This window comes from Mucilaginibacter sp. SG538B (assembly GCF_013376065.1).
Classification (GTDB): Bacteria; Bacteroidota; Bacteroidia; order Sphingobacteriales; family Sphingobacteriaceae; genus Mucilaginibacter; species Mucilaginibacter rubeus.
On the sequence record NZ_JABMJI010000003.1, the window covers coordinates 188679 to 213925 of the forward strand.

The following is a 25247-nucleotide window of genomic DNA, read 5'->3' on the forward strand; positions in this document are numbered from 1 at the left end:
AACGTTACAGGCTATCGTGTAGGACAAAGCCATATAACAACCAAAAAACAAATGCGATACTGATTATTGTGTAGGCAATAACAGTTTTAAATTTTAATCAAATGGAAATCATTGCTCCGTGACTGAATGTGAGATAAGCCTTGCGGCAGTAGCACGAAAAATGAAATTCATTCATCTAACACGTAAGGAAAAAATGCCTTCTATCATATGGTTGCCTCGGATTGAATGTGAGATAAGCCTTGCGGCCGTAATCCAAAAACTAACAATGATCAAAACATTTACTATCCTTTCAAAGTACTAAAAACTTAATTTTTACTGGTGATAAAATAGTATTAAATAAGGTTATTTATAGTGTTGGTTTATTTCTGTTTGATTAAATCTAAAATAGGCATAGTGTACAATTTGCACAAATCACTTTTTAGTTTTACGAATTAAATATTAAACAAAGCATAATATTATCAATAATGAAAGCAAACTATTGTTTTAAAAAAACATTTCGGCAAAACTGCCACTTTTATTAAAAATCGATTTTTACCTGTATTTTTTACATTAATCATATATCGGGATAATATGCGATAAAAAAAGAGTGTTTTTTATAAACCCAGCTGTTTGTTAAAAATAAAAACATAACATCAGCTGAATTTAATGTTAAAATAGCATTACATAGACCTGCAGATAAATTTCAAATTTTTCTGTTAGATATAAGATATGGCACTTTGCGCCCAGTCGGGGATTAAAAAAATAAAATGATATAAAAGAGTCTCCTATTTTGCTAAAAGATGACATGGCATCGTTTGTATTATTTACTTAAATCGGTAAAACATAGGAGGACACGATCCATTCAATGCACGATGCCACTTTCAAACCGGGCCATGACCGCTCAAACTGGCCATTTGGTTTCCTCGTGGAAGAATGATATTAAACTTGATATAGCAACTGCACAGTTTATTTTACAGACCCTACAATTCAAAATTCTGTCTTTTATCATCCAAAATCAACCTAATTACCCACTTTAGTATTATAAATGGCAGTTACTATAAATTGATTTACTGCGACGGCTGGTATCGTAATTGTGCTTGTTCTGCTCAATCTTGCTATATTAATGCCCAAAAACTTTCCGGTGATATCAAATACGGCCCCTCCGCACTCCCACGGTTTTATTCTTGCATCATGAACAAATACATTCCCAAACCCATCTTTTCGAATGCTTTTCCCCCCTATGAAGTGCTCGGCCGGATGATTGGTAATTTTTTGGGGTGGATATTTTAGGGCGACTTTTTTTATTAACTTTTCTCCCTTATGATTGATTGTCATTAAAATAGTATCGCCGGCGCGGAATTTTTGAAGGGCTTTAAACATATCCAGTTCGTCATTTACAGTTTTGTCATCAATTGCTAAAAGCTCATCGCCGGTTGTTAGTCCGGCAGCCTCAGCCGCGCTGTTGGGCTGAATAAAAGTAAATAATAACGCCTGTCCCTTTTGCCGGGCAACAGCTCCCAAATAGCCGTAGCTGGTTTTTTTTGGCAAGCTTACGCCAATGCTTCCCAAAACACTGCTACAATACTGAGAATCAGCGCGAACAGAAATCAAAAAACTGCCCAAATCGCTATTGTTAAGTGTATCTGCCAGCAACATTCGAAGTTTGATACCTTCCTTCCCTAACTTTGAAACGGGCAATAATATCGCAAGGTCATTAATTCTGTCTCGTCTGATAATATTTGCCTTAATAGTCTTGCCGCCCGATAATGTGATAAAAGGACCCTCGCCAATCATTGAACTTTTAGTCAAAACGATATCTGAATTTTTGAAGGCAGCTTTTACATTGATATTATCTAAAGAAAAAATAGTCCCTGCTATAGTCTGTTCCTTACCATCAATAACACTCTTAATATTTACACAAGTTGTTTTAAAACGCTTGTCCACACTTCTAAAATACTTATCTGGATTTTCAGCTACCGGAAAATTATTGGCCGGCCGATTTTTTGAAATTACATTTGTATCCAAAGGCAGGGAAGTATAATTCTCTAAATGGGTTAGTGCTGTATAATATTTACGATAGGTATCTACGGGGATTTCATAATTAATATCCTCCGACTGTTCGATGCCGCTATGGATTCCGATCAAACGGCCAGACAGATCAAACAGGGGGCCGCCTGAATCTCCCGGCTCCATCACGCAAGTTGATTCCATAAAACCATACCTGTTATTTAAATTGGTGATATGTCCAAACCTTACATCAGGTTTGCGTTGTTCCATGCTTTCCGGGTAAGCTATGCTAATACATGGCTGGTTGATTTTGACATCTGAATACCAGCCCATTTCGACAAACGGCCAATCCCCTTTTTGGATTATTTTGAGCATGGCAGCATCCGGCAGCATAAATGTTGGTGCAATGGCAATACGGCCCAAACCACGGGCCAGGCACATTTTCCCATCGGGAAATATTACCTGATAGGTTTTGCCGGGCATTACCACATGTGCTGCGCTTAAGATCTCTCCTCCTTTCGAGACTACAACACCGCTAAACTGCGCACTCATACGGCTATATTGCAAGGTATCATATTCCCAAATCAATACACTGGCAGCGTAACCTTTTTTTATTGCAGTTTTTATATTGTGCTGCAGTTGCGTAACCCCTGACTTTTGTATTCGTTTATCAACATTTTGCGCGTTAGTAACCTGCAGGTTCCATAAGCACTGCAGGAAAAAAAATAATAAAAACCGTTTTGTCATTATACATTATAATTGAACCTAGCGTTGTCCAAACGCTGCTGTTTAGGGTACCCGCCGATGTAAAAAGAGCCGGTATTAAAACCGGCTCTCCGGAAATTAAACTAAAACTGATGGAAAACGTCCTACCGGGACTGTCTTTATGATAGCCAGTGCTATCCTTATAATTTCTTAATTGTTAAAGATCTTTTTGAGCTGTATATCGATATCAGAGGAAGTGGGATTTATTAAAATCACATTCCCCTCAGCATCAAGCACAATTGCAAAGGGTACCGACTGGATACCCAAAGCATTCATCATCACTGATGCATCTTTGCCATCCTCATATTTATCTATTCCCTGTTGCCAGGGCATTGCTTCTTTAAGCATGGCGTTTTTCCAGGCTTTATTGTTTTGATCAATTGAAATACTAACTATCTCGAATCCTTTAGCGTGGTATTGTTTATATAACTCCTTAAGGTGCGGAATAGCCGCCCTGCACGGCATACACCACGAGGCCCAGAAGTCAACCAATACCACTTTACCTTTAACCGATGACAATTTGATGGATTTACCACCGGCAGTTTGTAACTCAAAAGCCGGCAATCGTTTTCCAACTATTAAATTTTGATTTGCTGTAACAGTATCCTGTTTTTTTAATGATGAAGCTTTTCCCTCCGCCTTCCATCCGGTGCTTAGGGCAAGCGCTACGGGTGTTACCAACAACAACCTTTTAAAGTTTATTTTCATTGGGCTGGATTATAAAACCTGTATTTCAATTATTTTTCTTTTTGGCGGGAAACACTTGTTATTATCACAAACCTGGTAGTAAAGCCCGCATCTGATTACCATGCCGCGTTTTAATGAAGCCGCGCTTATTTCCGTTTTAAATGTTGCTTTGTCCTCCCAAACAAACATGCCTTCGCCACCGGCAAATGGAACACCGGCCGATGCTTGCCACTCGCCGCTTGCAATACCGTTAGGCAACTCAATAATGGGCTGCGTTGCAATAAAAGGGCTGTCTTTAGGTACATAAGCGTAAATATGCCAGCCTTGCAAAATCTCAGCCTTAACAACTACCTGCTTTTTTCCGTTTGCTTCATCAATCAACATGGCGCTCACTGTCACCGGATCGGTACGGGTTGGTGTTGTTACCCCGTTTGCAATTTTAATGTCGCCGGTTGATGCGGGTGTTATTGCTGCCGTTTCTGTTTTGTAGGTATTCACCATAAACTTAAAACCTCCGGCTTCGGTGTAATAAAGGTTGGGTTTGTTTTTGGTTAACCAAATGCGCCATTCTTTGGCAGATGTGAATTTTTCAGTGGTATATCTTTCCAATACCCTTTGGGCCAGGGCAGGCTCCTCTCCTTTCTCAAGCATGCTGATGCATTTTTCAAGCAACTCGATTTTGCGGTTGGAGATCCCCAGCTTTTTTGCATCCTCATCTACCTGTAACGAGTAAGCATCAACCGGATAAAAATACTCGAGGTTATCCCGATAGTATTTATGATAGGCCTCTACGTTAGTACCAAAAGCATCATACATGCCGCTGCCGGTCCAGCTTTTAAGGTATTCATCAAAACTTTGTACATCATCGGATACCGGCATTTTTAAAAACGCCTCGTTACCTTTACCAATATCCTCGCCTTTGGCTTTACGGTCTTTAAGTTCCTGCTGCATTTTTAGCAGGCGGGCGTTACCTACTTTCCGGGCTATCAGCGTTTTTTGATATAACGCTTTATCGCTACGGTAAATCATTTCATTTACCCACTCACGATTTTCTATTTGCACCTTTTTCATGATGGGTGCCTGGTGATCAAACTTTTTGATGTAGCAAACCGTGTTCACAAATACATCTTTAGCTTCATCGGTCATATGATTTGGCGAAGCAGAAAAGCCCCACATAAAATAATTACCCTGCCTGCCCAATGCCACCGCTTCAGCATTTTTTAAGCAAACACCGCCGCTTATGGTTTCGGCATCCGGCGAATCGTTAAACCCCTCGCCATGTGCCACCATGCCGATAATGTATTTATCCTTAGCTGAAGGATCTTCTTTGATCACCTTCCACATGGGCAGTTCCTTTGGTGTTGTAGCACCCTGGAAACCGTTAAAAAAAGAACCCGGCGTAGGCCTGTTAACCATCGTTAACTTTACCTTTATCGGCGTATTAAATATATCATGACTGGTTTTAACGTTCAGCGCGTCATCCTCCAAACACTGACAATACCAATCAAACTTAAGGCCTATAGGCATACCCACATCGGGAGCCAGCTGATGCATCAAAATTATAGGCCTGTCAAAATTGGCAGGTAACTTTATCGGCCCTGCATCAGCAATTGTTACATCGGCCTTAGCAGACATCGAGGCATCGTAATCCCTCACGTCCACAACTTCAACTTTGTCAAAGCGCGTTTCTAAAAATGCCTTAAAATCGGCCATACGGGTTTTCCAGGCCTCATCTACCGCACCCGCGGCTGTGCTATAGTAAGTAATATGTTCGGGCTTAGGTTTTGCCGGATCATATCCTACATATAAAACATGGAGTGCTATTTTGCCCGCTCCGTGTTTTATGACGTTACCCAAAGTAACCGCGCTAAACGCAAAACAGAGCAGCAAGGGCAGGATAATCTTTTTCATATTTGCTTAATTAAAAAGTTCGGCAAGTTTATTATTGAGGTCTTCCCCGCGCAGATTTGTGCTAATAAGTTTGCCGTCGCGGTCTACCAGGAATGTAGCAGGTATAGCCGAAACGCCATAAAGACGGGCAACGCTGTTGTTGTTGCCATTCAAGTCGCTAACCTGCGGCCATGTCATACCCTCCTGTTGCAGTGCTTTCAGCCATTTGTCACGGCTGTTGTCAAGCGATACCGAAAGGATTTCGAACCCTTTATCCTTGTACATTTTATACTGACTTAACAGATTTGGGATTTCCTGACGACAAGGTGAACACCAACTTGCCCAAAAATCGACCAAAACGATTTTACCTTTATAATCGGCTAACGATAAGCGTTTGCCGGCAGGGTTGACCTGAGTAAAAACCGGCGCCGGGCCACCTATTTTTAAACGGTAATGTGCATCAATAAATTCTTTGATAGTTTTACCGTTATCAGTTGCCTGGATTGCCGGACTGAAAGTTTTGAACACCTGTTCGGCTATTGTAACCGTTTTTTCATTAGATGCAGTGCCGAACAGCGCTACCGGTGCAAAGAACGAATCGGGGTGAGTTTTGGCAAAATCGAGATTTTTGCGCTGAAAATCGGCAATCATTTTATAGTGATGGCGGGCAACCGAGTTGGTAAATGCGGTATCATTCACCAACTCGGGCGCTGCCGCAATTTCAGCATTAGAAATATGATCGATGTCCCATGGCATCGGTCCTACAGCTTTCACATAAGCCGAATATTCATCATATGTTTTGGATCCGCTCATCTGGGCGTTTACCAGGGAATCTTTAGAAACTATATTAAGCGTTTCATTAGAAAAATTAAAGTAGAGGATATCGCCGCCGTGGGTGGCAATTTCTCGGCCGGCGCCTTTATGATCAAGTGCAAGGCGTACAGAACTGTATGGGTTCATCCTACCTGTGAAATAAAACGCGCCGTTAACTAATGTGGTCGAATCTTCATGCCCCTTGCCGTCTGTCATAAAGCTTAAATAAACTTTCTGACCGTTGAGATTGCCAATCTGCCCATTAATAGCGAACTGGTTAGTTTGGCCGGCGGCGTTCAACGCAGCCATGCTTAAAATTAAGTTTAGTAGTTTTTTCATTTCTTTATATGTTATACATCGAGTCGACAGGTTATGTTATACTTTTCAAGGATGAAACGCTCTTGTTAATGTCATGACTGCGGCCAACAACACAAAAATCATTCATGCTGTTGGTTAATCTTTTATATGGTTTTGATTAGTTAGTTTTCTATCTGCTCACAATGTCAACCGGTTCGCCCGGTATGCCGGTTATTGTTTTGGTGATGTTACCTGTTTTAGAAACACTTACATCAAGCGTATAAACTGCGCCATCTGCTCCAACAGTAAGAGTGTTATCATCCAAACTGATCTTCATCATGGATACCTTTTTACCGCCAAAGTCTGCGTCGAGCTGTCTTATATCTTCATTAATTGGGTTATAGCGGTAAATTTTCCCTTTTGATGAAAAATAAAACACATTTAAGCTATTCACCACCCATTTGGTATTATCATCAATTAAGGCGCTGCCTTTGAATGTACGTTTGCCCAGCCCTTTAAATGTCCGGTCGTCGCCCATAGGGTAGCTAAAACTTAGTTCGGTTATGGTACCTGTCGGCGTTTTAAAGAAAGCATAGGAAGGGCCTCCTTCAGTAGGTTTCATGAACAACAAATTATCGTATCCCACATTTTTGGGATCAAAACCGGTACTTGCAGTATCAACTTTATAATTGATGCCTGAGTAAGTACCATCGGCACCAAAAGTGATAAAAGCTTTTCCTTTAAGATTGTAACCAATAAAAAATGAGCTGCCGTGGGTAAAATATTTAGACATGGTATAATCACCGCCTTGTTCGTTGGCAAATTTGCCGTAGTCGTCAGCAAAGGGCGCTGTTGAGGATACACCTACATATAGCTTACCATTGATAACCCCCGTTGGCACTGTCCCCATTTGTACGGGTCCTAAAAATGGCTCCAGGTAACCTGTATTGATAACAGCCGGCGGCGAAAAAAACTGGGATGCGAAATCTTTCCGCTTCAATAATGTACTGGCGTCAAGCACTACCCCGCTTTTATTAGGATCATTGCTCAGTACCCAATACTCCTCTTTGGTATTAGGCTGATAAGGCAACGGTTTTGAATAATACAACTCAACCGGGTTTATAGGCAGATCATCATTATTAAGCGATTTATAGATATTACCCAACACCGTTTTATCAGGTTTTACAAATGATAGTTTGGTAACCCCATTATCGTTACTCAACACCAAAGTACCTGCCGAAAACTGGGTTGTGCCTGTTATTTTGAAAGGGAATGTATAAAATAACCCGTTCCGTTTATCGGTAATGGTGAGTTTACAAGCACGGTCGCCGGGGCCTAAGTTATAAACCATTTTCAGAGGGTAGCCTTTGTAAACTGCTGCACGAAGTTCTTCCTGCACAGTGATGTACCATTCAAAATCAAGGTCCTTAAGCGGGTCGGCACCGGCAAGGGTAACCTTGGGGTTTATGGTGAGCGTATCGCCCAGCAAGGCTGCAAATGTGGCGTTATTAATGCCGGTAACTACCGGCTCTGAAGGTGGCGAGTATACATAATTGCCCAGGTCTTTTTTACATGAAGTATAAAATACCGTTATGAGCGCCAATAGAGCTATCGATTTAAATTTCATGACCTAAGTGTTTAATTGATAATAACCTGCTGACCATTTTCGTCAACAAAAAAGTACTTTGCTGCCTGTGTGTAATACTTGAGGTAAAACTTCTTACCGGGCGAAGAAGAATTATAGAAATCATAATCCTTACTGCCATCAGTCCTTTTGGTAAGCACATAACCTTTTTCCGGATATCGCGCTACCCAGGCAAAAGGATCATTAACAAAGGTTCGCACGTTATCTATATAATACAGCGTGCGCGGGATCTGGAGAAAAGCATTTGGTTTTGACATGTCAACCAGTTCGGTAGTGCCCGAAGAGATCAGGAACAACTGGTGTTTTATCCTGCTGTAAGAACCCAGATTACCCATCCAGTAAATCCACCAGGCCGGTTGTTCCAGCCGCGACGAGTAAAGGATCGACTTTTCCCGCAATGCCGCCGGGAGCGATGAGTTAAAATCCTGCCCACCCGAAACAAGAATGGTAAGCGTTACTGATTGATTTGCAAGTTCCGGATCACTGTTCTTGATGATCACGGGCACTTTTACCGTGCCCGAATCAGCAGGCATTGTGTACGATGGCTTAAGCGCTTCATAGTGCAATCCTGCTTTGGCGGTGGTAGCCGTGTCAACTACGGTTATTACAAACTTCCTTTCACTTTTTGTCCTTTGCCCCGAAATGATTATCGGTATCCAAATAGTGTCCTGTGCCAGGGTAGGATTATAGGCAAAGGAATAGGTTAATATCGAAGTATCCTGGTTGCCATCTTTATCCTTGTAATTCAGGTAAATGTTATCCCTGGAGCCATACGTAAGTAATTGGTCTTTTTTGCAGCTAAAAAGAGCCGCTACGACCACTAAAACATAAAATATATTTCTTTTCATTGTTATAAATGGTATGGGATCAATTATTGTAAGCTGTTTCGTCGTCGGGAACCGGGAACACGTAAATACTGTTTAATGCCGGATAAACCTGGCCGTTGGCCGCTACTATATCAAGGTTCAGCCGCTTATACATATAAAATATCTGGCTTTCGCCGTAAAACTCTTTACGGGCTTCTTTAACCAACTCATTCATAAAGGCTGATCTGCCTAAAGTATTCGGCAACAAGTCAATAATACCTCTATGGGTACGAACAGTATTTAAGTACTCAATGGCTTTTGTTGGATTGGTATCATAACTTGCCTCTGCGGCTATATAATATGCTTCCGTTAAACGGAAAGCCGGCGCCATTAGCGGATGCAGGTTTACCTGCGGCGAACTGTTAACTAAATATTTTACCAGGTAACTGCGGTTTGGGGTAACATCTGTAGCTGTAAAAAACCATTGCCTGTAGCGCCAGTCCTCTGCACCAACGGTGCTTTTTTCATAGATGTTATCTAACTGCAGCGGGGTTGGCTGATACTGCGCAACGTTGGCCGCACTGAACAAGGTAACGAGTGCATTGTTTTCATTAGCCTGGGGAGCGTACCAGCCAAATACCAACTCGTTGTAAAATACCCTGTCTTTTTGCTCAACGTTATTGTTAAAAGCGTCATCTTTTTGTGTCCAGGGGAATTTATTAGCAGTTATTACATCATTGGCATTGGAGAGTGCGTTCTGGTAGTCATTTTTATACAAGTAAACCCTTGCAAGTTCACCGCATACGGCATAATAGTTAATCCTGTGCCTGCGGTTTTGCAAAAACAGGGTATTACTTGTGGTTTCTGTTTGTTTGCGCCCTGTATAACCACCAGGGTAGGTTTTGTTAGGATATCCAACTATGTAGCCCGGAGAAAGAATAGGATCAGTAGTACTCAGCAGCGCACGTGCATTACGCAGATCAACTATAGCGTTGTTAATTACCTCACCTACTGATGAAAACGGTGTACTTTTAATACTTACAGTAGTTACATAAGGTATGCCTTTAGCATTTGGGTTAGATTTATATGAAGGCCCAAACATGCGTAAAAGATCAAAATGCAGGTACGCGCGCAGGGCAAGTGCCTCGCCTTTAATGATGGCATAGTTATTACCCGAAAATACGGCCTTTTGCTTATCTATTACCTGCAGTATCTCATTGCAGTTACCTATAGCATTGTACACCGACGACCAGATCTGGCTATTTTTATCCTTTAAAATGTTTTGGCTATACTGAAAAGAAGCGATCTTCTGAAAATCGGTATTGGAGAACGTATAGTTCTGCGCCATGATATCCAGGTTGCTGAACGTAAGGTTTCCTGCATACAGGTCTGCCTTTGTACACCTGGAATAAACACCATTTAAAGCCTCTTCAAAACCATCTTCGGTATTAAACAACTGCTCTTTATCTACATCAGATTCCGGCTGTACATCCAAAAACTTTTTACATGATGTAAACATCAGCAAGGGGATTATAAAAATTAAATATCTTTTCATGGTTATGTGTTAAAATGAACCCAATAATGAAAATGTTAAGCTGCGGGCGAAGGGATAATAGATACCCCGTTCTGCCTGAATAGTTGAAGCCCTGAAAATATCGTTTGCTGTGGCTGCCAGCCTCAGATTTTGAAGTCCCAAACGGCGAATAGCATTTGGCTTAAAATCATATGACAGGTAAAGTGACTGCAGTTCGATCAGGTTATCTTTTTGTATAAACCGTGATGATACATAGGTATCGGTGAGGTCAGTAATGTTTTTGAAAAACGTGTGGTCGCCCGGCTGTTTCCACCTTTGCTCCAGTACGCGGCTATCAACGTTAAAGCGAGGGTCGGCATTTTCAACCCTGTCAATAAGGGTTTGGTTAAAAGCCTGGCCACCAAAACGGTAATGAAAGCTAAAACTCAGCATAAACCTTTTGTATGATACTGTGCTGCCAAAAAAACCTTCGGCTTTTGGCGTAGTATTACCTACCTCCTGCACATCCTTAACATCCCACACATAGGTTAGGGTACCATCTTTTTTTACCAGGATCTCTTTACCGTTTTCAGGGTCGATACCCAATGATTTTACCGCATAAATGGTGTTCAGCGATTTACCTTCAACATACCGGGTTAGCGGGGTTGAAAAAGCGTTGTTATCCTTATTGGTCTGGAAGTTATCTATGTTATTGTTGAAGGCTTTAAGCGCATCAGATATGCTCACTATTTTGTTAACGTTATGAGCAAGGTTACCTGTCAGGTTAATGTTCCAGTTGGATGTATGGAAAACCTGGGCTACGAGGTAAAGCTCATAGCCTTTGTTTGACATGTCACCAAGGTTATCTTTGTAAGTTGTAAAACCTGTTGACGGCGCAAGATTGATATCAGTAATTAACCCTTTGGTAAGTTTGTAGTAGTATCTTGGTGAGATAACGATCCTGTCTTTAAACAAACCGATGTCCATACCTACATCAGATGTGCGGGTTTTTTGCCACTCGAGGTTGCTGTTACCATAGCCTAATATAGTAGCGCCAATACCTGTGGAATACCAGTGTTGTGTATCATACAGGTAGATTGAACGTGATTGATACGCCGGGAAGCTGATAGAACCAAGGGTAGCAATACTTCCCTTAAGACGCAACTGGCTTATTACATTTGATCCCCGGAAAAAGCTTTCCTTATGAATGTTCCAACCAATCCCAAGGGATCCGAAAGGAGCATAACGCCTGTCGGCCCCGAAAGCCGATGAACCATCAACCCTTACCGATGCATCTAACAGATATTTGTTTTGGAACGCGTAGTTACCCGAAAAGAAAGCGCCGGCCGTTCTTGACCTGGTTACATCGCCATAAGGGCCTGAGTTTTCTTTATAAATGCGGGCAAAACCTATATTGGTGAACCTGTCGTTTGAAAAACCCTGGGCCGAAAATGTTTTAACATCAGCCTTTGAGGCTAAAATATTGGCACCTAATACAAGGTTGAAATAATGATCGCCCAGTTGCTTGTTATAGCCGATGGTTACGTTACCGTCGAGGTTAAGGCTGGCATTGGTACCATAATCGTAGGTTCCTTTGTTATTCGCCTGATCGGCGGCAAAATTGTAAAAAACACTGCTTAACGGTGATACGTATTTATCAGATGTTGTGCCGGTTTTATTTACGCTCATTAATGCCCTTAAACGCAAACTTTTTGATAGTTTATAATCGACTGAAAACGACTCCAGGATCTCCGTATATGCCAATTTATCAAAGCTGCTCAGGCTGGCTTCATACAAGGGATTAAATACATTTTCGGTAATGTATTGATCTTTTCCCTCGCGAAAAGTATTTACACGCCAGTTGGCAAGTTCCTGCACCAATCTGCCTGTGCTGTCCCTTATCGGGAAATATGGGTTGGCATTTACATATGTCGAAAAATCGCCATAAGGAGAATTGGCCTGGTTAACCTGCGTAATGGTCAGATCATTTCTGATGATAAGTTTTGAGCTTGGGTTATAGGTAAAATTAACACCTCCGCTATATCGCGTATTGTCTGAACCTTTCATAACACCAGGCTGTGTCTGGTAACGCAGATCGATACCATACCGGAACGACTGATCGCCGCCCTGCGCGTATACTGAATGTTTTTGCTGATAAGCATTTCTCAACGGTTGCGATAACCAATAGGTATTAACGCCACTTGCAACATTTTTCAGGCGCGTGAACAACTGGGCGTCAAGCTTATCCTGTTGGGTATCACCACTTGTAGATGTTTGGGTATCATATAAACCAACCAATTGTTCATAAGCTACCTTTTGTTTTGCGTTAAGCACATGATAATCGGACAGATCCGGGCCATTAAAAGTAAGCTCATAATTATATAATAACTGCAACTTTCCGGCAACCGGGGCCTTAGTAGTGATCACCATTACACCATTGGCTGCCCTTGAGCCATAAACTGCGGTAGCAGCACCGTCTTTCAATAAGGTAACCGATTCTATCCGGTTAATATCCAGGTCAACTACTTTTTGAAGCGATACTTCAAAGCCATCAAGGATAAAGGCCGGCAGGTTATAATTGCTTGAAAGGTTATTGCGGTCAAGTATTTTATCATTGATGGAAGGGATAGCCGTGGCGCCCCTTACGTTTATCTTTGGCAGCTTGTTTGGATCCGAACCGATAAAGTTATTATCAAGTACTTTAAACGACGGATCAAACGAGGCTATACTTTTGATCACGTTTTGCGGGTTATTACGCTTCAAATCTGCACCGCTTACCGTGATGGCATTACCGGTATAATTATCTTTTTTAATAACCTGGTAACCGGTTACCACTATGTCTTTAATGTTATTAATATCAGGCAAAAGCCTCACTACAATCGATTGCCCTGCTACCACCTTAACTTCTGCGGATTTGTAGCCCATAAACGAGAATATTAATGTTTGCCCTGCATCCGCCTGTACATTAAACTCCCCTTTATCATTGGTTTGGCCTATTACTCCCCTGCCGCCTTTAATGGCAATGTTTACACCGGGCAAAGTGGTTTTACTCACCGAATCCAGAACACGGCCACTCACCGGAATTTTGCTCATCGGCGCAGCCAGTTCCGGCCGCGGTTCGGGTATTTTATTTTGGATTACGATGGTTTTAGATACAATGGTAAAACTCAGATCAAAATCTTTAAGACACGTGTTAAGCACATCAACAAGCGGCGCGTCATGAAAATTGGCATCAACTGTTTTGCCTTTTATATTTACTTTTTCGCTGTAAAAAAACAAATAGCCTGTTTGTTGTTTTATATCCTTAAAAACCGATTCGAGGCTTTTATTTTTACCGGATATGGTTACCGTTTGAGAATAACTTGCAGCCGATAAGTGCAACACGCCAACAAGCAACAGTATAGTGGTGAGTTTCAATACTAATAAGAATTTGCACTTTACCCCCCGCATTGCGCATACGGCGTTGTAAAGAAAAGTTAATTTCATATTTTTGAATAAGATTGGGTTAATAAAATGCAGCCCAGGGCTTCGACATCTTGTGCTGCCTGACCTATTTTAAACCGGAAGCGGTGAGAGGCTTCCGGTTAATTTTTGGTCTGTTAATATGAGATTGGTCTGAGATTTATCGTACTTGTTTATCCATTAAGTTTTGTTTTAGTGATTAGCATTTAGTTTTGTTAGTTGTTAGTATAAAGTTTAAGTTAAATATCATTTACCGTAGGACACCTTCACTGTTTTGCCCTCCACCGAAAATTTCATGTTGTTAAGCTCCAGGATCCTGAAAACGTCGGTCAGTTTACTGCTCCTTGAAATTTCACCAAAAAATTTCTCCGTTGGCATATCGCCTTCATAAACCACATCAATATCATACCAGCGGCTTACCTGGCGCATAACCTCGCGGATATCCTCATCTGCAAATGAGAATACGCCGTTTTTCCAGGCTACTTCTTTGTCAAGGTTCACTTGTTGTTTACTGATGGTACCGTTACCTGTACGGCTTATTACCGCCTGCTCACCGGGAACAATAAGTATTGAGTTTGTTGCCGATGTTACCTTTACCGAACCCTCCAACAGGGTGGTTTTAAGCAAAGCTTCATCGCCGTAAGCATTGACATTAAAATGCGTACCGAGCACCTCAATAGTTTGCAATGCCGATTTAACCCTGAATGGCATTGCTTTATTTTTTGTTACTTCAAAGTAGCCTTCGCCATTGAGCGTTACCTCACGTTCCGCTCCCTTAAACACGGTTGGATAAGTTATTGACGATGCTGCGTTAAGCCACACATTAGTGCCGTCGGGCAGGATGATCTTGTACTGCCCGCCGTTAGGTGTGGTAACCGTATTTTGAACGGCTTGATTCTGCCCGGTCGCTTCGGCCTGGTAAACGATCTGCCCATCGGCCGTTTTGGTGATTTTAACCCCGGCTTGTTTAGCTATTTGTCCGTTGGCAGCATCATCAAGCGATATGGTTGTGCCGTTGGCCAAAGTAAGCGTAGCCTTGTTGGTACCAGGTACTATGCCTTTGTAAGAGTTTGCGGCCAAATTATCGGCCTTATACCGGTTACGAACAAAAAAGTAAGCACCAACCGAAATAAACAACAGAATTGAGGCGGCCACGGCATATCTGGTCCAACCCGATCTTAAAGGCATGGTAACTGGCTTTTTTTCGTATTGCGCTATCCTTTCATCAACCTTTGCTTTAATGGCATCTTTCAGATACAGGTAGTCGGCCTCATTTTCATCGGTAATGAGGTCATCGTTCAAATCAAACAGGTTATAGTACGATTCCAGGAATTTAATTTCTTCCTGAGTAGCCTCGCCACGTTTGTATTTTGTTAGTATTTGTATAAAATATTGCTTGTTCGCCTCGTCCATTTACATCCTTTATATATACATGAGTCGGCAAAATGAAAATAGCCCATGTTAATTGAAAATATTTTTAATGTTTTATTTAAAAATAATGCAGGTTTAAAATCAAAATGATAAAATATCATCAACCAACCATCATAATTGATAAAAATAGGGCATCTTCATTAAAGAAAAAACGTTTTATCAACCTTGTTGATAAAAATAAAGCAATACATGAAGTAAGAAAAGTGATTTACGAAGTGTTGCAAGGGCCTTCCCCATTTGGTTACGAACAGTTTTGGGGGAGATTTCCAGTTGATCGGCAATTTGCTGGCTTGAGAGGCCTTCATAAAAGCGCAAATTGAATATGATACGTTGTTGAGCTGGTAAGGTATCAATAAGCTCATTAAAAGCTTTCAAAAATTCATCATGAAGCACATTAGCATCGGCGCGGCCAAGATGGCTTTCAATTTCATGGACTGTATCGGGTAAGGCCGCATAGCGCGATTCCTTTTCCATATATTTAAAAACGCCGTTGCGAGCGGCAACCAATAAATAAGCCGGCAGGTTTTCAATCGGCGACTTTGACGCACGCACCCATAACTGCACAAATACGTCCTGAGCAATATCCTGAGCGCGTTCAATATCGTTAACCCGTTTGTATGCTGCGTTATAAACCTGTTTCCAATATTTGGTATATAATACATCAAAGGCAGGTTTGCTACCTTCACTAATGAGTTTCAGAAGTTTGGCATCGTCGGCTGACAAGTCAAGAGGGGCCATGCGTTATTTTAATTTCCTATATTGATCAGGTTAATTACACAAACATCATGGTGTTTTAATGCTCATTGTATATGTGTCAAATCCAAATATAGAAATTATCTGGCAAAATAAAATCTTATAAACGGGTTTAACCCCGATGGCAGAGAATTATCAGCTTAGCATGGCAAGAAAACTCCGATTTCCGTTAGTATGATGGTCTCTTCCCTATTATTGTAATTTTCCATGAGCCAAACCATTACAATCAGGAAAGGGCAAACCAGCATCCTACTGCCCCTGCTATTGTTTTCCTCATTTTTTACAGTTGCAAAACGGCAAAATGGACCGTATTGGTTACACCGTTATACATTTGTGCATGAATGCCCCTACAGAATAAGTTTAAGGCTTAATGGCTTAACAGAATCCCAGTACAATATATCCTATAACATTTACTACATTTATACTTAAGTTATCAAAATCTATGGATCTTATTATCAAAGTACTCATCGGCCTGGTAGCCTTTATCCATTGTTATATATTATGGTTGGAAATGTTTGCCTGGACAACCCGTGGCCCCAAGGCATTCAACAAATCATTGCAGGAACTGGAAAACAGCAAAGTTTTAGCGGCTAACCAGGGTTTATACAACGGATTTTTAGCAGCAGGTCTGATTTGGACATTCTTTATCAGCAACGCACAATGGCATAACTATGTGGCCCTGTTTTTCCTGAGTTGTGTGGCCGTAGCTGGCATTTACGGGGCACTTACAGTAACCAAAAAGATCTTCTATATACAGGCCGTACCTGCATCACTGGTCATTTTATTGATCCTGATGAGGTAGGCGCATTTATCAACCCACGCGATCTTTTATGTGGGTCGAAATGGAAAAAACTATCAAGGGATTGGTCATGCTATAGCCGGTTACAACAAACAATTCACGGTTTCGATTGCTGCCTGGATAAAAACCAACAACGTGTCGAACTTACGACCAAGCGTGGCATCGCCCCCGAGGTTTGTGAACCGGCTGCTCAAAAGGTTATGGGAAGTAGCGAAGAAGCCCACATTAACAAATATTAGTACCGTTGATAGTATAAAGCTGTTTATAATACTCATTTGCCATCCGGTTACTGTCAAAGAGAGGGAATATATCCTGCATACTGCGCCTAATTATTTCAACCCATTTATCCGGATGATCGTAATACAGGGGAATGACTGTTTTTTGCAGCAAATTGTACAAGTTATGCGCATCGGTTTCATCCTGTTGAAATTTATGCTCACTAATTTCAGTATTAGGTATAACAAAACCGTTCACTCCATCCACAACAAATTCCGGAAACCAGCCATCAGGAATCGAAACATTAACACATCCGTTCATTGCCGCCGACATCCCGCTCGTACCTGAAGCTTCGTGGGTCAGCCGCGGCGTGTTGAGCCAGACGTCTGCCCCTTGTTTAAGTAATCGTGATAAACGCAATTCATAACCGACTAAAATCGCGCAGTTTGGGTAATCCTTACATAAGTTTACGATCTTATTAAAACTGGCTATCGCATCATAATCCATTGGATAAGGCTTTCCCGCCCATATCATTTGGATCGGCATTTTATTGTTAGTTAGCAGTTGGTGAAAAAAGTCCATATCATGCAATAGCAATTCCGGCCTTTTGTACCCGGCAAACCTTTTCGCAAAAACAATGGTGAGCACTTCAGGATCGAGGAGAACACCACATTGGTCCGCTACCTCGTCAAAAAGTGCACGTTTACCTGCCTTTTTCCTTTCCACCAGCTTTTGCATCTGATTAGTTTCCAATGCCGCATACATTTCCTTGTCTGCCCAATAAGAATAGCTCTGCGCATTTGTTATAGAAGTAAGTTCACAAATGCCGTTATTTCCATTCCATATTCCCTGTAGCGTGTTTAAATGCATTTTTGACACAGCATTGGCTTTGCCGGAGAACCTAAACGCAGTTAAGGTATGATCCATAACGTCGCCCTGACAACCCGCTATTTCCTTCACTTCATCTATTGGAATATCCCCCCAAAACCCCATTTTATTAAGCAGGAACAAATCAGACCGTTGGTTGCCGCCAGGCTCGGGTGTATGGTTAGTGAAAACCAGTCTTCTTTTTACTTCCTCAACGGACTTATATTTTTTATATAAATAAAATGCGATGGGTAAGGCATGCGATTCGTTCAGATGATAAATATCTGGTTGGAAATTGATTGCTTCTAATAAGCGTGCCCCGCCTTCACCCAACAATATCGCAGCAGCAGTCCCCGTTTCAGGATTACTGTCATAAAGCTTATGTGAAATGGTTTTAGCCAAATAATCATTCTCCGGCAGATCTGTTGTCAGGAAAAACAGAGGAGCCGTTTTAAAAATTTCAGGCTTCAGGTAAAACGCGGTAACCCAAACATCGTGGCCGGATACCTTAATAGTAAATTTAATGCCGGTATCAATGAGGAAGTGATATATTTTTTCCTGGAAGAGTACCTCCATGGTTTCATCACCCTTTCTTCCCTGGTTATAATAACCATATTTCCACAAGATTCCGATACCTATAACGTTCTGCCTGAGTTCATAGGCGCTCCTCATAAAAGAGCCTGCAAGATAGCCGAGGCCACCTGAGTAGGTTTTAAGGGGCTGATGGACGGCATATTCCATGCAAAGATAAGCGACCGGCATTTTGTATTCCGGGTTTATTGGGTAAGGATGCTGAAAGGAGAAGCTCATATGATTTAAAAAAAAGACCCGTAGCTATTTTAAAGCTGACGAGTATATTAGTATTATAGACTATTTTGATTTCTGTTTTTCACAAGTTGTGATGAATGTTTTTTCAAATGTTGGTGTTTATCTGCTAACCGGGAATGACACGGATCAGGGTATTATATGACAGTACGCACAAAACACTCAAATTCAAACGATGGATTAAGAGCCAAATTTGAAACCGGCCCGCAATTGACTTTAATAAGTGACCTCACTCCTACATACTTTAAAACAGAAAACCGCTTTTAATATTTCCGTTTACAAAATTCTTTCACAATGATACCCTTTCCGTGTAAGTACTTTCGTCATTCCCGTGTTTTCCAGTCTGAATATGAAAAAAGGACCAAATGCGGCTGCGAAGACCTTCGGGAGCTCATTTTGAGCCTATCGCGCATATTAATAAATGATTAAAACTTAATAATCATATGATCTGCGTCAAAAACGATTGTTTATTAATTGTTACTTTTGTATAGTTTTGAAAAAGTTCACGGCCATATTGCTTTTAACAACCTTCCTGTTCTCAACAACTGAACTCCACCAGTTGCTGAAATTGCCTGTGGTTTTTGAACACTTTGCCGAACACCGGAAGGAAAACAAGAGCATTTCATTCCTGCAATTTCTGGACATGCATTACATGCATGGCAGCCCGAGGGATAAAGACTACAGCGAGGATATGAAGCTGCCCTTCAAAACAGCAGATAATTGCACAGCGACGATATCACCCGTGCTGGTTCCTCAATTATTCCAGCCACTCGTCCCTCCCCTGGTATTCTCAACGAAAACGAAGTTACATGCCTTCGATCAGTCGTTTAACCACTCAACTTATTTATCCAGCATTTGGCAGCCGCCAAAATCCTAATTAGCAGTCATTTCTATGTTATTTACAGCGCTTAGCCTGGCTATTCCTGCTATGCGCTGCTTTTTGAATTGCTAATTTTCAAGATCTTATTTTATGTTAAATCATATTATCGCTTTTTCCGTGCGGAATAAGCTGATCATAGGGCTTTTTATTATCGCCCTTATTGGCTATGGCAGCTATCAGTTTACCAGGCTGCCCATTGATGCCGTACCCGACATTACCAACAACCAGGTACAGGTTATTACCATCGCCCCATCATTCGGAGCTACAGATATCGAACGTTTGGTCACCTACCCTATAGAGCAGGCGAACAGCAATATCTCGGGCTTAAAAGAGATCCGAAGTTTTTCCAGGTTTGGCCTGTCGCTGGTTACCATTGTTTTTGACGACGCTACAGATGTTTACTGGGCGAGACAGCAGGTTGCCGAACGTTTGCAAAAAGCGCAAAGCCAGATACCCGCCGGTATCGGCACACCCGAGTTGGGCCCGGTAAGCACCGGGCTGGGCGAAATTTACCAATACGTAGTGCGCCCCAAAAAGGGCTATGCCGGTAGGTATAACGAAACCGAGCTCCGTACGATACAGGACTGGATAGTTCGCCGCCAGTTACTCGGCGTCAAAGGTGTAGCCGAAGTGAGCAGCTTTGGCGGGAAGCTTAAACAGTATTCTATTGAAGTTGATCCTAATAAACTGCTTTCCCATAATATTACCATAACCGATGTTTTTAAGGCCCTGGAAAGTAACAACCAGAACACCGGCGGCGCTTATATTAAAAAAGGCCCGACGGTGGTATATATCCGTAGCCAGGGGCTGATCGGCAATATGGAAGATATCAATAATACGGTAATTAAAAATACTGCCGATGGCTCGCCGCTTTTTATTAAAGACGTGGCTGACGTTAAAATAGGCTATGCTACCCGGTATGGTGCGATGTGCTATAACGACGAAGGCGAAGTTGCGGGAGCGGTTGTCATGATGCTGAAAGGTGCCAACAGCAGCGAGGTGATTAAAAACGTAAAGGAACGTATAGCACAAATCCAGAAAACTATGCCAGAAGGCGTTGAGATTGAACCTTTCCTGGACCGTACCAAAATGGTGAACAACGCTATCGGTACTGTGGAGCGCAACCTGCTGGAGGGGGCACTCATCGTGGTATTTGTACTGGTATTATTTCTTGGCAATCTCAGGGCAGGTTTACTCGTTGCCTCTGTGATTCCGTTGTCAATGCTGTTTGCCATTATTATGATGAACCTTTTTGGCGTAAGCGGTAACCTGATGAGTCTTGGTGCGCTTGATTTCGGTTTAATTGTAGATGGCGCCGTAATTATTGTAGAAGCCGTAATGCATACCCTTAGCCATAGCAAACATTTTACATTAACTGACAAGATTGGGCAGAAAGAAATGGATCAGGAAGTGAACAGTTCTGCCAGCAAAATGATGAACAGCGCCGTTTTTGGCCAGATCATTATATTAGTAGTATACCTGCCGATCTTCACTTTGCAGGGAATCGAGGGTAAAATGTTTAAGCCTATGGCGCAAACCGTGGCGTTTGCGCTGTTGGGCGCTTTTATTTTATCACTCACTTACATCCCTATGATGAGCGCCGTCTTCCTGAGTAAGAAGATCAAGCACAAGCCCAATTTTTCGGATAGGTTAATGGCGAAGGTTGAAAGAATATATCAAAAAACATTAAGCGGGGTAATTGCATTTCCCAAAGCTGCATTATTAACTATTATCGGTCTGTTTATATTTTCAGCCTATATTTTAACCACACTGGGCGGTGAGTTTATACCTGCACTGGAAGAAGGTGATTTTGCGGTTGATACGCGGGTGCTAACCGGCAGTAGCCTGAATACTACTATTACCAATACCCAAAAGGCCGCCCACATCTTAAAAAGCCAATTCCCCGAAGTTGAAAAGGTGGTGACCAAAATAGGCAGCGGCGAAGTTCCGACCGATCCTATGCCGATGGATGCAAGCGATATGATGGTGATCCTAAAACCCAAGAACGAGTGGACATCGGCTAAAACCTTTAATGAATTGTCTGAAAAAATGGGTAAGGCCTTACAAGCGGTTCCGGGTGTTACCGCAGGCTTTCAGTACCCGGTTCAGATGCGTTTTAACGAACTGATGACCGGTGCGCGCCAGGACGTGGTTTGTAAAATATTCGGCGAAGACCTGGATACCCTCGCTGCTTATGCGAATAAACTGGGTAAGATCATCAATACGGTTGACGGCGCTAAAAACCTGTTTGTGGAAGCAGTTGCCGGCATGCCGCAGATCATCATTAATTATAACCGCAATGCCATAGCACAATACAACCTCAATATCGCCGATATTAACAAGGTGGTTAACACAGCACTCGCCGGACAGAGCACCGGAACCCTGTTTGAAGGTGAAAAGCGCTTTGAAATAGTGGTCAGGATAAGCAGCGAGCAAAAAGAAGACTTGAAGGATATTCAAAACTTGCTCATCCCGACACCGAGGGGTACACAGATCCCTTTATATCAATTGGCCGATGTACAAATAAAAGACGGCCCCAACCAGATACAGCGCGAGGATGCCAAACGCCGTATCGTAGTTGGCTTTAATGTGCGCGGCCGGGACGTACAAACAATCGTAAATGAGCTGCAGGCCAAGGTAGATAAACAAGTTAAATTCCCGGCCGGCTATTATGTAACCTATGGTGGTGCTTTTGAAAACCTGAATGCTGCCAAACAGCGCCTGATGATAGCCGTGCCGGTTTCGTTGCTGCTTATTTTCTTACTACTCTATTTTGCTTTCAACTCCATTAAGCAGGGATTATTGATTTACTCCGCCATTCCGTTGTCAGCTATCGGTGGCATCCTGTTCCTTGCTTTGCGCGGCATGCCTTTCAGCATCAGCGCCGGGGTGGGTTTTATCGCTCTGTTTGGCGTGGCCGTGCTAAACGGCATTGTATTGATATCGGAATTTAACCAGTTAAAAAAAGAAGGTATGACCAATTTGAAACATATTGTGTTATCAGGCACCAAGGTAAGGTTAAGACCGGTACTCATGACCGCATTTGTGGCTTCCCTGGGTTTCTTTCCCATGGCCATCAGTAACGGTGCCGGTGCCGAAGTACAAAGGCCCTTAGCTACGGTAGTAATAGGTGGCTTGCTGATCGCCACTTTCCTCACCTTGTTTGTATTGCCCGTTTTATATATCATGTTTGAAAAAGGCTTTAAAACAGTGCTATCGAAGAAAACGGCCACTGTGCTTTCCATCATTTTGCTGACTGTAATAAGCCAAACCTCGGGGGCGCAAACGCCCATCACCCTTAACGCCGCTATAGATACTGCTTTAAAAAACAACTTACAAGTTAAACATGAACAGTTAAAGTCGAAGTATCAGCAGATACTGATCGGCACATCAGCCAATATTTCGCAGGCTACGCTGTTTGGAGAGGTTGGGCAAATCAACAGCAGCTACAACGATACGAAATTCGGTATTTCCCAGTCTTTCAACTTTCCGACTGTCTATAGCAGGCAGAAAGAACTTTTGCAAGAAGACTGGAAAAACAGCATACTGAATATCGCGGTAAATGAGGTGCTGTTAAAAAAGCAGGTTAGCCAGGTTTTTAACACCCTGGTATATTTGGAAAACAAGCGAATGTTACTACAGCATGCCGATAGCTTGTATTTGAGCTTTTATAAAAAAGCCGAGTTGCGGCTGGCCAAAGGCGAAGCCAATATACTGGAGAAAACGAGTGCTGAAACATTATTGGGACAGGTGCAGATGCAGCTAAGCCAGTTAAAGGAAGATGTGGCCATCATACAACTGCAATTCCAGTTGTTGCTTAATTCTACAGAGCTCTTAACACCAGACAGATCCGACTATAAATTAGCCGTTATATTGGCCTCAGATACCTTGACCTTGAAAAACCACCCGGTAATAAAACTAATAGCTCAGCAGCAGCAAATTGCAGACGCTGCTATCCGCATGGAAAAGAGCAAACTTTTGCCTGATCTGGCCATAGGATATAACAATACCAGCATCAAGGGTATTGGTGCCGATAATAAGCTTTACAATGGCTCAAATCGGTTTAACTCAGTGCAATTGGGTATCGGCATACCTATTTTTGCCCGGGCGCAAAAGGCGCGGATCAACAGCGCGAGAGTAAACAAACAGATAGCCGAAAGTAGTTATGCTATGGAGCTTCAAAGCATGACAACGGCTTATCAATCTGCCGTTTTTCAATACCACAAGTACCTGCAAACGGTTCAGTATTTTGAAAACAAGCCGTTAAAAAATGCCGCTTTAATAACCGTTACCGCCAACCAGCAAATTGCCGCCGGAAACATCAACTACCTGGAATGGACACAACTGATTAACCAGGCCACTACTATTAAAAATGATTACCTGGATGCTGTTCGCAACCTTAACGAGGCCATCATTCAACTCAACTATTTTTCAAACAACTAAAAATATGATCATGAAATCCATTATATATCTATCAGTCATTATTATCCTGCTATCTGCCTGCGGCGAAAAAAAACCGGCAACAGATAATACAGATAAAGCAGAGAATACTAACATCGTAACCCTGACGGATGCGCAGCTAAAAAACGCATCGATACTTACAGGCAAGATTGAGCAAAGGGAAATATCATCTGTGTTAAAACTCAATGGAAAAATCGATGTTCCGCCGCAAAATATGGTTTCCATTAGTGTCCCCCTTGGTGGGTATTTAAAATCAACCAAGTTGTTGCCGGGCATGCATGTGAATAAAGGTGAAGCCATAGCGATGATAGAGGACCAGCAATATATTCAGTTACAACAGGATTATCTTACAGCGAAGGCGCGGATAGGGTACCTGGAAAATGAATATAACCGCCAAAAAGACCTTAACCAGAGCAAAGCGAGCAGTGACAAGGTTTTTCAGCAGGCCGAGGCCGAATACCGCAGCCAGCAAGTGTTAATTAGCTCATTAGCTGAGAAATTACAACTCATTGGTATCAACGTACGAACTATCAGCGCTTCAAAAATATCAAGGAGCGTAAATATATATTCCCCTATAACCGGCTTTGTATCTAAAGTAAATGTCAATATCGGCAAATACGTATCCCCAACGGAGGTGCTGTTCGAGTTGGTCAACCCAACAGATATCCACCTGGCGCTGAAAGTATATGAGAAAGATCTGGATAAATTATATGTCGGTCAAAAACTGGTGGCCTATACCAACAACCAACCCGCAAAAAAACACGAAGCCGAGATATTACTGATTGGCCGTGATCTTTCTGCCGACAGGAACGCAGACGTGCATTGCCATTTTGAAACCTACGATAAAACACTGGTTCCGGGTACGTATATGAATGCAGAAGTACAAGTAAAAAATACTAAGGCATATGCCATAGCTAACGAAGCCATTGTTCAGTTTGAAGGTAAACAGTATATCTATAAAGTTATCGGGAACCGACAGTTTGAGATGACCGAGGTTAATACAGGTGAAAGTGAAAACGGCTTTACAGAAATACTGTTGCCTACAAAGACTATGACCGCAAACGCTGTTTTTGTAACCAAAGGTGCGTATTCATTATTAATGATGATGAAGAATAAGGCGGAATAAAATTAAATAGCGTTTAAACTAAGGC

Annotated in this window: 15 protein-coding genes; 4 read left to right on the forward strand and 11 right to left on the reverse strand. The window is 42.1% G+C overall.

Features of this window, described 5'->3' with window-relative positions; all coding sequences use genetic code 11:
- Nucleotides 1-999: 999 nt before the first annotated feature.
- From FHW88_RS16935 to FHW88_RS16980, 10 genes are all read right to left on the reverse strand, one after another.
- Nucleotides 1000-2733, reverse strand: a complete 1734-nt coding sequence (locus tag FHW88_RS16935; RefSeq protein ID WP_176627090.1) for a trypsin-like peptidase domain-containing protein — start codon at nucleotides 2731-2733, stop codon at nucleotides 1000-1002.
- A gap of 168 nt (nucleotides 2734-2901) precedes the next feature.
- Nucleotides 2902-3459 carry a TlpA family protein disulfide reductase gene (locus FHW88_RS16940; protein WP_176627092.1) on the reverse strand — a complete coding sequence of 186 codons (558 nt, stop codon included), beginning with the start codon at nucleotides 3457-3459 and terminating at the stop codon, nucleotides 2902-2904.
- Nucleotides 3460-3468: 9 nt separating this feature from the next.
- Nucleotides 3469-5349 carry a protein-disulfide reductase DsbD domain-containing protein gene (locus tag FHW88_RS16945; protein WP_176627094.1) on the reverse strand — a complete coding sequence of 627 codons (1881 nt, stop codon included), beginning with the start codon at nucleotides 5347-5349 and terminating at the stop codon, nucleotides 3469-3471.
- 6 nt (nucleotides 5350-5355) lie between these two features.
- Nucleotides 5356-6480: a TlpA disulfide reductase family protein gene (locus FHW88_RS16950; RefSeq protein ID WP_176627096.1), complete on the reverse strand. Its 1125-nt coding sequence runs from the start codon at nucleotides 6478-6480 to the stop codon at nucleotides 5356-5358.
- A 148-nt stretch (nucleotides 6481-6628) separates the two neighbouring features.
- Complete coding sequence (locus tag FHW88_RS16955) at nucleotides 6629-8065, reverse strand: PKD-like family lipoprotein (protein ID WP_176627098.1); 1437 nt, start codon at nucleotides 8063-8065, stop codon at nucleotides 6629-6631.
- A gap of 11 nt (nucleotides 8066-8076) precedes the next feature.
- A complete protein-coding gene (locus FHW88_RS16960; RefSeq protein ID WP_176627100.1) occupies nucleotides 8077-8931 on the reverse strand; it encodes a DUF4843 domain-containing protein in 855 nt (284 codons plus the stop codon).
- A gap of 19 nt (nucleotides 8932-8950) precedes the next feature.
- Entirely contained in the window at nucleotides 8951-10444 is a 1494-nt protein-coding gene (locus FHW88_RS16965; RefSeq protein WP_176627102.1) for a RagB/SusD family nutrient uptake outer membrane protein, read from the reverse strand.
- A 9-nt stretch (nucleotides 10445-10453) separates the two neighbouring features.
- Nucleotides 10454-13888 carry a SusC/RagA family TonB-linked outer membrane protein gene (locus FHW88_RS16970; protein WP_176627104.1) on the reverse strand — a complete coding sequence of 1145 codons (3435 nt, stop codon included), beginning with the start codon at nucleotides 13886-13888 and terminating at the stop codon, nucleotides 10454-10456.
- Nucleotides 13889-14110: 222 nt separating this feature from the next.
- The gene (locus FHW88_RS16975) at nucleotides 14111-15277 is read right to left on the reverse strand and encodes a FecR family protein (RefSeq protein WP_176627106.1); all 1167 of its coding nucleotides are present in this window, start codon (nucleotides 15275-15277) and stop codon (nucleotides 14111-14113) included.
- Between the two features lie 177 nt (nucleotides 15278-15454).
- Nucleotides 15455-16033 (reverse strand): RNA polymerase sigma factor, encoded by a 579-nt coding sequence (locus tag FHW88_RS16980; RefSeq protein ID WP_176627108.1) that lies wholly within the window; start codon nucleotides 16031-16033, stop codon nucleotides 15455-15457.
- A 457-nt stretch (nucleotides 16034-16490) separates the two neighbouring features.
- Here FHW88_RS16980 and FHW88_RS16985 point away from each other — a divergent pair, with 457 nt between their 5' ends.
- Complete coding sequence (locus tag FHW88_RS16985) at nucleotides 16491-16850, forward strand: DUF1304 domain-containing protein (protein WP_090526042.1); 360 nt, start codon at nucleotides 16491-16493, stop codon at nucleotides 16848-16850.
- A 222-nt stretch (nucleotides 16851-17072) separates the two neighbouring features.
- On the opposite strand, the gene glgP is transcribed toward FHW88_RS16985, so the two are convergent.
- A complete protein-coding gene (gene glgP / locus FHW88_RS16990; RefSeq protein ID WP_090526043.1) occupies nucleotides 17073-18740 on the reverse strand; it encodes an alpha-glucan family phosphorylase in 1668 nt (555 codons plus the stop codon).
- Nucleotides 18741-19248: 508 nt separating this feature from the next.
- On the opposite strand from glgP, the gene FHW88_RS16995 reads away from it, so the two are divergent.
- The 3 genes from FHW88_RS16995 (at nucleotide 19249) to FHW88_RS17005 (ending at nucleotide 25222) form a co-directional block, all read left to right on the forward strand.
- Nucleotides 19249-19632 carry a hypothetical protein gene (locus tag FHW88_RS16995; protein ID WP_090526044.1) on the forward strand — a complete coding sequence of 128 codons (384 nt, stop codon included), beginning with the start codon at nucleotides 19249-19251 and terminating at the stop codon, nucleotides 19630-19632.
- A 93-nt stretch (nucleotides 19633-19725) separates the two neighbouring features.
- Nucleotides 19726-24078, forward strand: coding sequence for a CusA/CzcA family heavy metal efflux RND transporter (locus tag FHW88_RS17000; RefSeq protein ID WP_176627110.1), 4353 nt, complete (start codon nucleotides 19726-19728; stop codon nucleotides 24076-24078).
- A gap of 10 nt (nucleotides 24079-24088) precedes the next feature.
- The gene (locus FHW88_RS17005; RefSeq protein ID WP_090526253.1) at nucleotides 24089-25222 is read left to right on the forward strand and encodes an efflux RND transporter periplasmic adaptor subunit; all 1134 of its coding nucleotides are present in this window, start codon (nucleotides 24089-24091) and stop codon (nucleotides 25220-25222) included.
- Nucleotides 25223-25247: the final 25 nt, after the last annotated feature.

Excerpts from the sequence above, each read along its gene's own strand:
- FHW88_RS16985 (WP_090526042.1), top strand. The coding sequence starts at position 16,491 with ATGGATCTTATTATCAAAGTACTCATCGGCCTGGTAGCCTTTATCCAT.
- FHW88_RS16955 (WP_176627098.1), bottom strand. The coding sequence starts at position 8,065 with ATGAAATTTAAATCGATAGCTCTATTGGCGCTCATAACGGTATTTTAT.
- FHW88_RS17000 (WP_176627110.1), top strand. The coding sequence starts at position 19,726 with ATGTTAAATCATATTATCGCTTTTTCCGTGCGGAATAAGCTGATCATA.
- FHW88_RS16950 (WP_176627096.1), bottom strand. The coding sequence starts at position 6,480 with ATGAAAAAACTACTAAACTTAATTTTAAGCATGGCTGCGTTGAACGCC.
- FHW88_RS16945 (WP_176627094.1), bottom strand. The coding sequence starts at position 5,349 with ATGAAAAAGATTATCCTGCCCTTGCTGCTCTGTTTTGCGTTTAGCGCG.
- FHW88_RS17005 (WP_090526253.1), top strand. The coding sequence starts at position 24,089 with ATGAAATCCATTATATATCTATCAGTCATTATTATCCTGCTATCTGCC.
- FHW88_RS16940 (WP_176627092.1), bottom strand. The coding sequence starts at position 3,459 with ATGAAAATAAACTTTAAAAGGTTGTTGTTGGTAACACCCGTAGCGCTT.
- FHW88_RS16970 (WP_176627104.1), bottom strand. The coding sequence starts at position 13,888 with ATGAAATTAACTTTTCTTTACAACGCCGTATGCGCAATGCGGGGGGTA.
- FHW88_RS16965 (WP_176627102.1), bottom strand. The coding sequence starts at position 10,444 with ATGAAAAGATATTTAATTTTTATAATCCCCTTGCTGATGTTTACATCA.
- FHW88_RS16975 (WP_176627106.1), bottom strand. The coding sequence starts at position 15,277 with ATGGACGAGGCGAACAAGCAATATTTTATACAAATACTAACAAAATAC.
- FHW88_RS16980 (WP_176627108.1), bottom strand. The coding sequence starts at position 16,033 with ATGGCCCCTCTTGACTTGTCAGCCGACGATGCCAAACTTCTGAAACTC.
- glgP (WP_090526043.1), bottom strand. The coding sequence starts at position 18,740 with ATGAGCTTCTCCTTTCAGCATCCTTACCCAATAAACCCGGAATACAAA.
- FHW88_RS16935 (WP_176627090.1), bottom strand. The coding sequence starts at position 2,733 with ATGACAAAACGGTTTTTATTATTTTTTTTCCTGCAGTGCTTATGGAAC.
- FHW88_RS16960 (WP_176627100.1), bottom strand. The coding sequence starts at position 8,931 with ATGAAAAGAAATATATTTTATGTTTTAGTGGTCGTAGCGGCTCTTTTT.